The sequence below is a fragment of the Corallococcus praedator genome, from assembly GCF_003612125.1.
GTDB classification, from domain to species: Bacteria; Myxococcota; Myxococcia; order Myxococcales; family Myxococcaceae; genus Corallococcus; species Corallococcus praedator.
In genome coordinates this window covers 1-12,845 of sequence record NZ_RAWI01000271.1, presented here as the reverse complement: position 1 = coordinate 12,845, position 12,845 = coordinate 1, and the positions used below count along the sequence as shown (strand labels likewise).

General features: G+C 70.1%; 13 protein-coding genes and 1 pseudogene. 5 read left to right on the top strand and 9 right to left on the bottom strand.

Annotated features, from left to right (window positions below; genetic code table 11):
- Positions 1-240: pseudogene (locus D7Y13_RS28390) on the top strand (acyltransferase); the annotation flags it as partial.
- Between the two features lie 240 nt (positions 241-480).
- Positions 481-1,431 (top strand): NAD(P)/FAD-dependent oxidoreductase, encoded by a 951-nt coding sequence (locus D7Y13_RS28385; protein ID WP_120585467.1) that lies wholly within the window; start codon positions 481-483, stop codon positions 1,429-1,431.
- A gap of 27 nt (positions 1,432-1,458) precedes the next feature.
- Here the strand turns inward: D7Y13_RS28385 and D7Y13_RS28380 are convergent, their stop codons facing one another.
- From D7Y13_RS28380 to D7Y13_RS28345, 8 genes are all read right to left on the bottom strand, one after another.
- A complete protein-coding gene (locus tag D7Y13_RS28380; RefSeq protein WP_120585466.1) occupies positions 1,459-2,319 on the bottom strand; it encodes an AraC family transcriptional regulator in 861 nt (286 codons plus the stop codon).
- 91 nt (positions 2,320-2,410) lie between these two features.
- On the bottom strand, positions 2,411-3,688 hold the full coding sequence (locus D7Y13_RS28375; RefSeq protein ID WP_120537657.1) for a spinster family MFS transporter: 1,278 nt from the start codon (positions 3,686-3,688) through the stop codon (positions 2,411-2,413).
- On the bottom strand, positions 3,685-4,620 hold the full coding sequence (locus D7Y13_RS28370) for a Ppx/GppA phosphatase family protein (RefSeq protein WP_120537656.1): 936 nt from the start codon (positions 4,618-4,620) through the stop codon (positions 3,685-3,687). Before D7Y13_RS28370 ends, D7Y13_RS28375 begins: the two co-directional genes overlap by 4 nt.
- Before the next feature lie 14 nt (positions 4,621-4,634).
- Complete coding sequence (locus D7Y13_RS28365; RefSeq protein ID WP_120585465.1) at positions 4,635-5,822, bottom strand: aminotransferase class V-fold PLP-dependent enzyme; 1,188 nt, start codon at positions 5,820-5,822, stop codon at positions 4,635-4,637.
- A gap of 50 nt (positions 5,823-5,872) precedes the next feature.
- The gene (locus tag D7Y13_RS28360; RefSeq protein ID WP_120537654.1) at positions 5,873-7,162 is read right to left on the bottom strand and encodes a PD40 domain-containing protein; all 1,290 of its coding nucleotides are present in this window, start codon (positions 7,160-7,162) and stop codon (positions 5,873-5,875) included.
- Positions 7,159-7,935 (bottom strand): TonB family protein, encoded by a 777-nt coding sequence (locus D7Y13_RS28355; RefSeq protein ID WP_120585464.1) that lies wholly within the window; start codon positions 7,933-7,935, stop codon positions 7,159-7,161. Before D7Y13_RS28355 ends, D7Y13_RS28360 begins: the two co-directional genes overlap by 4 nt.
- A 3-nt stretch (positions 7,936-7,938) precedes the next feature.
- A complete protein-coding gene (gene tolR, locus D7Y13_RS28350; protein ID WP_120538161.1) occupies positions 7,939-8,433 on the bottom strand; it encodes a protein TolR in 495 nt (164 codons plus the stop codon).
- Positions 8,434-8,451: 18 nt separating this feature from the next.
- Positions 8,452-9,165, bottom strand: a complete 714-nt coding sequence (locus D7Y13_RS28345; RefSeq protein ID WP_120538160.1) for a MotA/TolQ/ExbB proton channel family protein — start codon at positions 9,163-9,165, stop codon at positions 8,452-8,454.
- A gap of 153 nt (positions 9,166-9,318) precedes the next feature.
- Here D7Y13_RS28345 and D7Y13_RS28340 point away from each other — a divergent pair, with 153 nt between their 5' ends.
- On the top strand, positions 9,319-10,335 hold the full coding sequence (locus tag D7Y13_RS28340) for a hypothetical protein (RefSeq protein ID WP_120538162.1): 1,017 nt from the start codon (positions 9,319-9,321) through the stop codon (positions 10,333-10,335).
- 125 nt (positions 10,336-10,460) lie between these two features.
- Positions 10,461-11,276 (top strand): glutamate racemase, encoded by an 816-nt coding sequence (gene murI, locus D7Y13_RS28335; protein ID WP_120585463.1) that lies wholly within the window; start codon positions 10,461-10,463, stop codon positions 11,274-11,276.
- 55 nt (positions 11,277-11,331) lie between these two features.
- On the opposite strand, the gene carF is transcribed toward murI, so the two are convergent.
- On the bottom strand, positions 11,332-12,189 hold the full coding sequence (carF, locus tag D7Y13_RS28330; RefSeq protein ID WP_120585462.1) for a plasmanylethanolamine desaturase: 858 nt from the start codon (positions 12,187-12,189) through the stop codon (positions 11,332-11,334).
- Positions 12,190-12,450: 261 nt separating this feature from the next.
- Here carF and D7Y13_RS28325 point away from each other — a divergent pair.
- Positions 12,451-12,845, top strand: a 395-nt coding sequence (locus tag D7Y13_RS28325; RefSeq protein ID WP_208734498.1) for a RomY N-terminal domain-containing regulatory protein, incomplete at its 3' end; no start/stop codon positions are given.

Below are 12,845 nucleotides of genomic sequence, written 5' to 3'. Positions count from 1 at the left end.
GCGTGGGGGCTGACGACGTTCGTGCTGGTGCCACCGCTGGCGCTCTTCACGCTGTACTTCGCGGAGCGCTGGGACGGCATCCGTCACGACCTGGAGATGTTCTTCACGTTGGGCAACCGGCAGCGGCTGCGGACGCGGCTGCTGGCGGAAGGGGAGCGGCTGGCGGGCGAGGTGGAGCGCCTGGCGGAGGCGTACCGGCCTCAGCTCCAGGTGCCCGGCCCCTCGCCCGTCGCGAAGTAGGCGGGTGGGGCGGCGGACCGGAAGCGCCGCCGATGCCGTCGAAAGTCCCGCCCTCCTGGTGGCCCCGGGTCGGTCGTTAGGTTCCTGCCAGGAATCAACGACGCATGACTTCTCCGGACGCCGCGCTGCCTCCGCTCACGCGCCCCGCCTGCTTCAGGGCACGGCGTGCGGGGGCGCGTCGGTGGGTGCGCGGGCACGCGGCTCCCGGAGGGGTCATCCTCAACGCAGGGGAACAGGACCATGGCTTACGACGTCGTCATCGTGGGAGGCGGCCCCGCGGGGCTCAACGCCGCGCTGAACCTGGGCCGCGCGCGCAGGGCGGTGCTGCTGTGTGACGCGGGCACGCCGCGCAACGTGGCCGCGAAGCACATGCACGGCTTCGCTTCGCGCGACGGCATCCCGCCCCCGGAGTTCCGGCGCATCAGCCGCGAGCAGCTCCAGCGCTACAAGAACGTGGAGGTGCGGGACACGCGCGTGGGTTCAGTGGAGCCGCGCGAAGGAGGCTTCCGCGTGGCGCTGGGGGACGGCACCACGGTGGAGGCCCGCCGCATCCTGGTGGCGGTGGGCATGGTGGACGTCATGCTGGACATCCCCGGCTACAAGGAGCTGTGGGGCACGAGCATCTACCAGTGCCCGTTCTGTCACGGCTGGGAGGTGCAGGACGAACCCTTCGGCGTGCTGGCCACGGAGCCGGCGTATCTGGACTACGCCATCATGGTCCAGGGCTGGTCCCGCGACCTCACGGTCTTCACCCACGGCAGCTTCGAGGTGCCGCCCGAACAGCGCGAGCGACTCCACCATCTGGGCATGCGTCTGGAGGAGCGGAAGATCCGCGCGCTCCACGGGAAGGATGGGCACCTGGAGGAGGTCGAACTGGAGGATGGAACGCGCGTGGCCCGGCGGGTGATGTTCTCCGCGCCGCCGCAGCGGCAACCAGAGCTCGTCACCCGGCTGGGGCTCGCGTTGGATGAGCAGGGCTTCGTGAAGGTGAACGGGATGGGAGAGACGTCCGTGCCGGGCATCTCCGCGGCGGGTGACACGACGACGCGCATGCAGGCGGCCGTCATGGCGGCCAGCGCGGGTGGCGTCGCCGGGGCGGTGCTGAGCCACGGGCTCGCCATGGAGGACGCGGACCGGCGCTACACGGCCGCGACGGGGAAGCCTCCTCCGGCGAAGCAGAAGCCGCACTGACGCGCGGGTGCTGCTTGCGCCGCGCGGTCACGCCGCGCTGATGGAGGCGCCGTTGCCTGGCGGTCCCGGGGCGCGGTGCTGCTTGCGCCACGCGGCGGGCGTGAGTCCTTCCGCGCGCCGGAACAGGCGGATGAAGTGCGTGGGGTCCGCGTAGCCCACGCGCTCCGCGATGATGTCGACGCGCTCGTCGGAGGACAGCAGCCTTCGCCGTGCCTCCGCGAGCCGGCCGGAGATGATCCACTCCACCACGCTGTGGCCCGTGGCCTGCTTGACCGCGGTCGTCACGTGCGCGGGCGAGCGGCCCACCGCGGCAGCCACCTCGCGCAGCGAGAGGCGCTCCAGGCAGTGCCTTTCAATGAACGTGAGCGCCTCGCCCACCCAGGACGTATGCGTGTCCGCACCGGTCCACGCACGCGAGCGGGCCACCTCCGCGAGCACCAGCGAGAACAGGCTGCGCACCACCTGCTCCCCCATGGCGCTGGCCGGAGCGCGCGTCTCCTCGTGGATCTCCGACAGCAGTCGCACCAGATGTTCCTGCCGGCCGGAGGGAATCGGCACGACGGCGGAGGCGCCCTGGCGCACGCGCTCGAACGGCTCCAGCATCGGCCCCACCTCCGTCCGCGCGAAGGCGGACGGATGGAATCCCAGGCCGACGAACTCCGCCCGATGGGCCTCCACCGTCCGGTGCTTCTCTCCGGCGGGGATGAGGAGCACATCCCCGGGCGTCAGCCGCAGGTGGGTGCGCTGCTCGATGGTGGCCTGGCCCCCCGTGTAGAAGGCGAGGGTGGCGTGCGCATGGCTGGCTGGGTGCGAGCGGCAGCCCTGGAGGGTCCCTCTCCCGACGAACAGGGGGCCCGGACCCCACTGTTGAGCATGTTCGGCAGCCACGAAACGCCTCCGCTTCCTTCCCCGGCGAGCAGCGAACCTCCTCGCACAACCGACCCGGGCTCGGATGCATTCCGGGCCCGGCGGTTGCGCGTCAGGTGCGCGCCTGGGGCACGGCCTCCCGGAACAGCTTCGCGCCCACGAGCAGGGCCATGCCGCCCAGCAGCACCGGCACCGCGTTGATGGCGATGGCGGTGTGGAGGCTGGCCATGTCGGCGATCTGCCCGATGAGCGTGGGGGAGATGGCATCACCCAGCATGTGGATGCACAGCACGTTCAGGCCCATGGCGAACGCGCGGAACGCGGGCGGCACGCAGTTGACGATGGCCGCGTTGATGGGACCGCTGTTGAGGAAGATGAGGAACTGCGCCACGCCAATGGCCGCGAACGTCAGCGTCGTGTCCTGCAGGTTCACCGCCAGGTACATGCACGGCGCCGCGAGCATCAACCCGATGCCGGACAGCCACAGCCCGCCGCCCGCGCGCTTGCGGTCCATCTTGTCGCCCAGCCAGCCGCCCGCCACCGTGCCGGTGAGACCCGCGATCGCGGTGATGGCACCGAACACGAGGCCCACGCGGCCGGGGTACTCCAGCCACAGCTGCCGCTCGCGCACCAGGTACGTGGGCATCCAGAACGCGAGCCCGCCAATGGAGAACGTCATCAGCGTGTAGCCCGCCGTCGTCGCCCAGAAGGCCGTGTTGCGGCCCAGGCCACGGAGGCCCTCCATGAAGGGCAGCTTCACCGCCGCGTCCGGCCCGTCCATGGCGCCGCGCTTCGGCTCCGGCATGAAGAAGGCCATGGCGCCCAGCACGAGCCCCGGCACGCCGCCCGCGAAGAACGCCGCGTGCCACGAATACGTCTGCGTCAGCCACCCGCCCAGGCCGTAGCCCATCGCGGAGCCCACCGGGATGGCGATGTAGAAGTACGACAGCATCCGCGTGCGCTGCTCGCGCGGATACAGGTCGGAGATGATGGACGGCGCCACCGCGCCATAGCCCGCCTCGCCAATGCCAATCACCGCGCGCGCCAGCAGCAGCGCCGTGAACGTGGACGCAAGGCCGCTGGCCCCGGTGGCCAGGCTCCACAGGAGCACGCCGCCCGCCACCAGCAACCGGCGCGGCACCCGGTCTCCCAGGAAGCCGCCCAGCGGGGACGCCAGCATGAACACGACGATGAAGACGGTGCCCAGCAGGCCCGACTGCGCATCGTTGATGCCGAAGTCCTTCTGAATCTCCGGCAGCGCGACCGCGATGATGTACCGGTCGAGGTAGTTGACCAGGTTGATGAGGGTCAGGATGAACAGCGCGTAGCCCGCGCGCACGGACTGCGTGGCGGGCGCGCTGGACGAAGCAGTGGGGGAAGAGGCGTTCATGAGGAGGAGGGGGCGGAACCGAAGCGGTGGGCCAAAAGGCCCCAGCGCAGGCCGCGGTCGCTCACGCGGCAGGCGTCCATGCGAAGGGCCTTCACCGCTTCGCGCAGGATGAGGGCGCCTGCGGGGATGACATCCGCGCGCTTGGGCTGGAGCCCGGGCAGCGCGCGCCGGGCCTCCAGGGGCAGGGCGCACAGCATGTCCGTGAGCGCGTCCAGCTCGCCCCGGGACAGCGTGCCGCCGTGGACCTGCTCCGCGTCGTAGGTCGCCATCTGGTGCTGCACGGCGAACAGCGTCGTCACGGTGCCGGCCACGCCCACCAGCATCGCGTTCGGCGGCGGCGGGGGCAGGGCGGCGAAGGTGTCGCGCAGGTGCGCCTCGATGGCGCCGCGCTCGTCGGCGGACAGCGGGTCGGTGCGCACGAAGCGCTCCGTGAGCCGCACGGCGCCCACGTCGAAGCTGTGACGGAAGGCCACGCTGCCGGCGTCGTTGCCGTAGATGAACTCCGTGGAGCCACCGCCGATGTCCACGACGAGCAGCGGCCCGGCCGCCTCGCCCGCGAAGTCCGTGGCCACCGCGGCGAAGGACAGCTGGGCCTCCAGCTCTCCGGCGATGATCTCCACCGTCACGCCCGCGCGGGCCTTCGCGGCGGCGATGAAGTCCGCGCCGTTCTTCGCGTCGCGCGCGGCGCTGGTGGCGGAGACCGCGATGGCCTCCGCGCCCAGGGAGCGGGCCTCGTCCGCGAAGGCGACCAGCGTGGCCAGCGTGGCCTCCATGCCGTCCGGGGAGAGCACGCGGTGGGTGTCCACGCCCCGGCCCAGCCGGGTGATTTCGGCGCGCTCCACCACGGCCACGAAGCGCCCGTCCGGCTGGCGATCCGCGACCAGCAGCAGCACGGAGTTGGTCCCGATATCGATGGATGCGAAGCGCGGCATGCGGCGCACACTACTCAACGCAGCAGCGCTTCCAAAGCATCCCCCAGGGCCTCGTAGTCCGCCGGGGTGTTGTAGAGCTGGGCGGACACCCGCAGGTGACGCCGGGGCGCCTTGGGCCAGGCGGTGACCGGGACCTCCACGCGGTGCTCCTCGAACAGGCGCACATGGAGGGGGTCCAGGTAGAGCGGGGGCTCCGGACGCTCGGGGGCGCCCTCCGGCAGGGCTACGCACGCCATGCTGCCCACCATCGCGTCCGGGCACAGCGGCGTGTCCTGCCCCAGCCGGGCGTTCAGGGACCGCCGGGCGGCCAGGGCCTTCTCGCGGTTGGAGGCCATCACCTCCGGCCATCCGCCCGGCACCAGCCCGCCCACGACGCGCAGTGCGGTGGGGATGCACAGGAAGGGCGTCGGGTCATGCGTGCCCGTCCAGTCGAACTCCAGCCGGAAGCGCGACCGGTCCGCGCGCGGCGAGTTGTGCCCGTGGCTCACCACCAGCGGCTTCATCCCCGCCTGCATGTCCCGGCGGACGTACAGGAACGCGGCGCCCTTGGGCGCGCACAGCCACTTGTGGCAGTTGCCGGTGTAGTACGCCGCGCCCAGCTCCTGGAGCGCCAGTGGCACCATGCCCGGCCCGTGGGCGCCGTCCACCAGCGTCTCCACGCCGCGCTCGCGCATGCGGCGCACCAGCTCCGCCAGCGGCATCACCAGGGCCGTCTGGCTGGTGATGTGGTCGATGAGGAGCAGCCGCGTGCGCGGCGTCACCAGGGCCATCACCGCGTCCACGACGGCGTCGGGGGAGGTCACCGGCCAGGGCAGCTTCGCCACCACCACCTTCGCGCCCATCGCGGCGCAGGCCACGTCGAGCGCGTTCTTCGACGCGTTGTATTCGTTGTCGGTGGTGAGCAGCTCGTCGCCGGGCTCAAAGCGCAGGTTGCGCAGCACGGTGTTCACGCCCGTGGTGGCGTTGGGCATGAAGGCCAGGTCGTCCGCGTCCGCGCCCACGAAGGCCGCGAGAGCGGCGCGCGCCTCATCCAGCAGCGGCTCCACCTCCCGGCCCAGGAAGCGCACGGGCTCCGCTTCCAGGCGGGCGCGCAGCTCCGACTGGTGCTGGAGCACCGCCGTGGGGCAGGCGCCGAACGAGCCGTGGTTGAGGAAGACGACCTTCGGATCCAGGCCCCAGTGGGCACGGAGGGGAGCGCTCATGGGGGCGCAATGCACCCCGGCGCGTCCCCCCTGTCAACGGACGGTGAGGCCTACTTCGCGGCCGGGGCGATGCCCCAGTCGGGCGTCAGCCAGTTGCCCTTCTCCATGGGGAGCGGGAGCTGGTTGTTGCCCTCGGCGGTCATCACCCACAGGTGCGCGCCGCCGTTGCGGCTGGAGCTGAACATGATGAGCCGGCCGTTGGGGGAGAAGGTGGGCTCCTCGTTGTTGCCCTGGTCCTGCGTCAGGCGCGTCACCTTGCCCGTCTCCACGTTGACCGTGAACAGGTCGAACGCGTTGCGCTCGTCGCGCGCGGTGAAGGCGATGAGGTCCCCGCGCGGCGACCAGTCCGGCGTCTGGTTGTAGTTGCCCTGGAAGGTGAGCCGCTTCACGCCGGAGCCGTCCGCGCCCATCACGTAGACTTGAGGACTGCCGCCCCGGTTGGACACGAACGCGATCCGCTTTCCGTCCGGCGACCACGTGGGGCTGGTGTTGAGGCCGTAGGGCGTGTCGGTGATGGCCTTCGCCCCGGAGCCGTCCACGGCGGCCACGTAGATCTGCGCGCTCTCACCCTCCGCCAGCGCGTAGGCGATGCGCTTGCCGTCCGGCGAGAACGCGACGCCCGTGGCCATCTGCCCGTCCGTCACCACGGCCTTCGCCTCGCCGCCAGGGGACTGCACGTAGATGTCCGGCCGGTTCTTCCGGTACGACGTATAGGCCACCTGACCCGACGGGCTGAGCGTGGGGAGGATGTGCGTGCCGCCCTTGGTGAGCGCCTGCGCGCCCATGCCGTCCCAGTCCGCCACGTACACGTCGCGGTTGGCGCCCGCCTTGCGCACGTAGGTGATGCGCGACAGGAAGGGGCTCGCCTCGCGGGTGAAGTGCCGGTAGAGCGCGTCCGCCAGCGCGTGCGCCAGCTGGCGGGGCTCGTTGGCCGGCGCGTCCTTGGCGACCTTCAGGTCTTCGTGGCCCGTGGCCACGTTGAACAGGCGCAGCTCTCCGCGCAGCCTGCCGCCGTCCTGCGCGAGCGACACCTTCACCAGCGACTCCGCGCCCACGTCCGCCCAGCGGCTGAAGTTGATGCTGGCCGCCGTCATGCCTTCCTTCGCGTCGGCGGTGAAGCCCGCGCGGTCCAACACCTGGAAGATGCCGGAGGCGGCCAGGTCGTACGAGAAGGCGGTGTCGAACACGCCGGCCGCCTTCTTGTCACCGCCCTCCTGCAGCGTGGGCGCCGGGGACGCGAGCGGCAGCGGGCGGAAGTTCGCGCCGGAGATTTCGATGACGGGCGCCTGCGCCAGCACCAGCGCGGGCACGAGGAGGAGCGACAGCAGGAGGGCTTTCATGGGCTGAACACCAGGACGACGCCGTTCTTCTGGAGCGCGTCGCGAAGGGCATCGGGGGGAGGAGAGAAAGGAGACGCCTTGCGCACGGCGGCGACGACCGCCGAGTCGAACAGTTCGTTGCCACTGGCCTTGGCCAGGCTCACGTCCAGCACCTCGCCGGCGCGGCCCAGCCGCATGGCCACCTGCGCCTTCAGGTACAGGCGCTCCGCGTCGGGGATGGTGTCCGCGACGTTGTAGTGCCGGCGCACCTGGGACTTGAGGAGGCCGTAGTACCGCTCGCCCTCCTGGACCGCCGAGTCACCGTCCGGGTCGCCGTCCTCCGCGCCCTCCAGCTCCTCCGGCTCGCTGGGCTTCGCGGACTTGTCGAACGCGCCGAAGAGCTTCTTGCGCCGGTCCTCCGCGTTCGCCTCGCCCTTCTGGGGCGTGGGGGCCGGAGCGGGCTTCGCGCCGGGCACCGCCACCGCGTTGGGGGAGGGCGCCGGCACCGGCTCCTGCGAGGGAGGCGTGGGCACCGGCTTCGCCGCGACCTCCTTGGGTGGAGGCTGGGCCTGCTCCTTGCGGGGCAAGAGCTTCGGGTCGCGCGGCTTGCCCAGGCGCACCAGCGACGCGTTGATGGGCTTCTGGTCCAGGTCCATCTTCGGCGTGGACGTGAGGCGCGCGTAGAGGACGGCGGCCACCAGCACCGCGAGGTGGCCACCCACGGAGAAGACGACGAAGCGCGACAGCTTCGTGGGCCGGGCCACGAGCAGGCTGTGGGTCACCGCGGAGTCCATGCGCTAGCGCTTCGCTTCCTTCGGCTTGCCCTTGCCACCACCGGCCGTGGGCGTCTTGTTCCCGGTGTTGGACGCCTTGTTGCCGGTGGAAGGGTCCGTGATCATCCCCACATTCTTGATGCCCGCGCGCTGGGCGGCGGCCATCACCTCCACCACCACGCCGTAGGGCACATCCCGGTCCGCGTGCAGGTAGACCTCCTTGTCCGCCTGCGCCTTGGCGTTGGCGGCCAGCTTGGTCTCCAGCTCCTCCAGAGGCACCTCCGCATCCCCGATGTAGACCTTCTTCCCCGCGTCGATGGAGAGCACGACCTTCTTCTCCGTCGCCTCCACCGGGGTGGCCTTGGTCTCCGGGAGGTTCACCTTCACGCCCTGCTGGATGAGGGGCGCCGTCACCATGAAGATGATGAGCAGCACCAGCATCACGTCCACCATGGGCGTGACGTTGATCTCGCTCATGGTGGTACGGCCACCGCCGCCTTTTCCGCCGCCCATGCCCATGGGTGTGTCCCCTTGTGCCTAGCGGAAGAAGTGCCGCTTGATGATGTTGAGGAAGTCCGCGGAGAAGTTGGACATCTCCGTGTCGAACACCTTGATGCGGCTGACGAACGAGTTGTAGGCGACCACCGCCGGGATGGCCGCGAACAGGCCCGCCGCCGTGGCGAACAGCGCGTTGCCCACCGGAGCGGCCACCGTGGCCAGCGTCGCGTTGCCCTGTTCAGCGATCTGGTTGAACGCGCTCAGGATGCCAATCACCGTGCCGAACAGGCCCACGAACGGGGAAGCGGCGCCCACCGTGCCCAGGAAGGACACGCGGTTCTCCAGCTCGGTGATCTGCGCCGTGGCCGCGCGGTTGAGGGCGCGCTCCACGTTCTCGATGCCGCCCAGCTTCGCGCTCATCGCGTCCTCGGCGCCGCCCTCCTTGCCCGTCTGCGCCAGCTTGCTCAGCTCCTCGTAGCCCGCGCAGAACACCTTCGACAGCGGCGAGCCCTCCAGCTTCTGGGCGGACTGGTAGATGGCCTCCAGCCGGGACGCCTTCCAGAACGTGTCGAGAAAGGTAAGTGACTGGGAGCGGGCGCGGGACAGCTGGGTGAACTTCATGGCGATGAGGGCCCAGGAGGCCACGGACACCGACATGAGGAGCAGGAGCACCGCGAGCTCGATGAACGACGCGTCGCGGATGATCTCCACGTAGTTCATGGCGCCAAAGGCCAGGGGCAGGTGGGGTATCATGGGGTTCAGCGCGTAACATCCACCGCGCAGGTGGGTCAAACCCGCCGTCAGTGCCCGGTTGCTTTGGACGGGACTGAATAATTCCCCGGGTCGGTCGTCTGGAAGGTTGTTCAGGCCGACGACCTCAAACCGCCCGAAACACGGATGCCCACCATGAACGCGAGACTGCTCGCCCCATTCCTCTGCCTCGCTGCTTTCTCCTCCGGCTGCGTCATCGAAGACAACAGCCCCCGCTACCCCGGTGACGTCCGGCTGATGTGGACCTTCGCCGGTGCCCGCTGCGACGAGGCGCGAAACATCCAGGGCGTCGACATCACCATCGACGGCGAGCTGCTCGAGAACGGCGGCGAGTATCCCTGCCAGGCCAACGGCTTCGACGGCATCATCCTCCACGACTTCGCGCCGGGCGTGTACTCCTTCAGCGCGGTGGGCGTGGACTACAACAACGTGGCCCGCTACTCGTACAGCGGCACCTTCCGGGTGGACGGCGATGTGTCGGTGAACATCGACCTCGCGCCGAACGGCGGGCAGGGCACCTCCTTCGCCTACGTCAACTGGCTGTTCCCGACGGAGGTGGGCAGCCAGTATCCCACCTGCGGGCAGGCGGGCGTCGTCTCCGTGGATGCCCGCGTGGACGAGGGCGAGTGGGTGAACTTCGATTGCTACGAGGGCAGCGAGGGCAACTCGGTGAGCACCCCGAACCTGGCGCCCGGGCAGCACTACCTGGAGGTGGTGGCCCTGGATCGCGACGGCCTGCCCGTCTACTACTACGGCGGTGCCTTCACGTCGGTGAACGGCGCGCCGGTGTCCGTCACGGCGGAGACGTACGCCATCGGCGGGGCCGCGGTGGGCTGGAAGTTCTACGAGTCCGGCAACCCGTACTCGCTGAGCTGCTCGCAGGCGGGCGTCACCGAGGTGGGCATCAACTTCAAGGACGTCTACACGGGCCTGTGGGTCTACGGCGATGAGGGGCAGTGGTTCTCCTGCAACGAGTCTCCGGCCGTCTTCGAGTTCCTCCGCCCGGGCCGCTACTTCGTGTCCTTCAAGGCGTCGGGTTCGGGCGGTCGCTACTACGAGTCCCGGTCGGACCTGGCCCCCTATGACGTCTTCGCCCACGACTTCCCGGGCGCGAACGATGCCCTGGACGCGCCGCTCTACCGCGTGAGGTAGGCGCGCCCTCCGGGCAGGGGAACACGCAAGGGTCGGAGGCCTCCGGGCTTCCGGCCCTTCGTGCGTTCGGGGGCCCCAGGCTCCAGGCCGGGCCGTTGGCATCAAACGTGATAGGGACACCCCCCATGCGGCAAGACAGCCACGGTCCCATCGGCGTGTTCGACTCCGGCATCGGAGGCCTCACGGTCCTCAAGGCGCTCATGGCGCGGCTCCCCCACGAGCGAACGGTCTACCTGGGGGACACGGCGCGCGTGCCCTACGGCACCAAGTCCGGCGAGGTGGTGACGCGCTACTCGCTGAAGAACGCGGAGTTCCTGATGGAGCGCGGCATCAAGCTCCTGGTGGTGGCGTGCAACACGGCCTCCGCCGCGGCGCTGCCCGCGCTGTCCGCCGCGCTGCCGGTGCCGGTGCTGGGCGTCATCGAGCCGGGCGCGCGCGCGGCGCTGCGTCAGACGCGGGGCGGCGGGGTGGGCGTCATCGGCACGCCGGGCACCATCCGCTCGGGCGCCTACCAGCGGGCGCTGGAGGCCGGGAGCCCCCAGGTGGCGGTGAAGGCGAAGGCGTGTCCGCTCTTCGTGCCCCTGGCGGAGGAAGGGTGGACCACGGGCGACGTGCCGCTGCTGGTGGCGAAGGAGTACCTGGCCGGCTTCGCGCACGACGGCGTGGACACGCTGGTGCTGGGCTGCACCCACTACCCGCTGCTCAAGGGCGTCATCGCCGAGGTCGTGGGGCCGCACGTGTCGCTGGTGGACTCGGCGGAGGCCACCGCGGAGGCCGTGGCGGAGCTCTTGGGCGCCCGGGGGCTGCTCGCGCCGGAGGTCTCCACGGCGCCGGAGCACACGTACTTCGTCACCGACGTGCCGGAGCGCTTCGTGGAAGTGGGGGCCCGCTTCCTGGGGCGCCCCATTCCTTCCGCGGAGCAGGTGGACCTGCGCTTCTAGTCGCGAGCGGGAGGGGCCCCTTGGCTTCCGGGCCCCCCTGGGCTTCCAGCGACTTTCAGGGCACGGGGCGGCTGGAGACGGTGGCCGCGGGCTCCTCGGCGGAGGCCTTGAGCAGCTCCTTGGCCGCCTGGAGCACGGGCACCTGCGTGGCATCGTCCACGGCGACGAGCGCCTGGGCGGCCTCGGTGCCGATGTCGTCCTGGCGCGGAAGCTGGCCGGTGACGAAGGTGATGAGCCGCTCCATCAGCGGGAAGAAGTGGATCATCCGCAGCGGCCGGTTCATCCAGCCCACGGTGATGCAGTAGTACTGGTTGAAGGGCGCGGTGTGGTGGATGCGGTGGTGGTCCGGCGGCAGGATGAGGTGCACGCGCTGCAGGAAGTGGATGAGGGCGGGCGGCGTGTCCAGGTGCGACCACTTGTGGAACTGGTTGGTCGCCATCACCCAGAAGATCATCGCGCCCAGGAACGCGGCCAGGAACACCCAGCCCGGACCGTTGAGCGGCACGGCCACCGCGAGCGCCGCCACCGGCAGCGACACGAGGCAGTTGTTGCCGTTGGTCTCCACGAAGTCGTGGCGGGTGATGGCCTTCTCATCGACGTGGTGCTCGCGGAAGGGGCGGATGAACGCCTTGCCCAGCACGGGCATCTCCGTGGAGCCCCACGTGTCGCCCATCCAGTGGACGAACCCGGACACGAAGTCCGCGGCCAGGTAGCCCAGCACCACTGCCAGCGTCAGCAGCCACGGGCCGGTGTGGTGGGTGCTCCAGAGCTTGTAGGCGAGCACGCCCTCCAGCGCGACGAACGACACGATGGAGGCGATCTCCATCGCGCGGATGGCGGGGGAGTACCCCTGCGCCAGCGTCTGGGCATCCTGGAGGCGGACCTTGTCCGTGATTTTGTCCGGCTTCGTCATCGGTGGGTTCCCGCCCTTCAGGGGTGGTGGGGCTCGAATGATAGCGCGCGCGTGTTCAGGGGGTACGTACCCCAGGGCCTTTCGGCTTTTCAACAAAGGGTCCCCCTGTCCGCCGGCCTGCCGGGCATGGCGTGGAGCCGCACACCCAAGGTGGTGGACGCACACCGGCGAGCAAGCTGGCACGGGCCGTCAACCTGCGGATGAGCGTGACGCTTGCCTTGTGAAGCCTGGAACCCGCTGGTACGGTGCCCGACCTCGGCAATGGCGAAAACCTTCGAAAAAGCCGTCACGGGCTTCAACCACAACATCAAGCACAAGGGGAAGGTCTACCACGTCCAGACCGAGGACTCTGGTGTCAACAACCCTCACATCATCACCCACCTGTTCGTGGGCGGGAACATCCTCGCGTCGAAGAAGACGTCCTATGCGGACATCCTCAACGCGGAGAACCTGGCGGAAGTCGTCCGCGAGCTGATGGAGGAGCAGCACAAGGAGATGCTGCGCAACCTCATCAACGGGGTCTACGACAACTACGAGTCCACGGTCCGCTCGTACCAGCCGGGCCAGCTCGCCACGGATGCCGAAGCCGCCGCCGCGCCGAAGTTGCAGCCCATCGCCGCGCCCCGTCCGGTTCCGCCGCCTCCGCCCCCCACCGT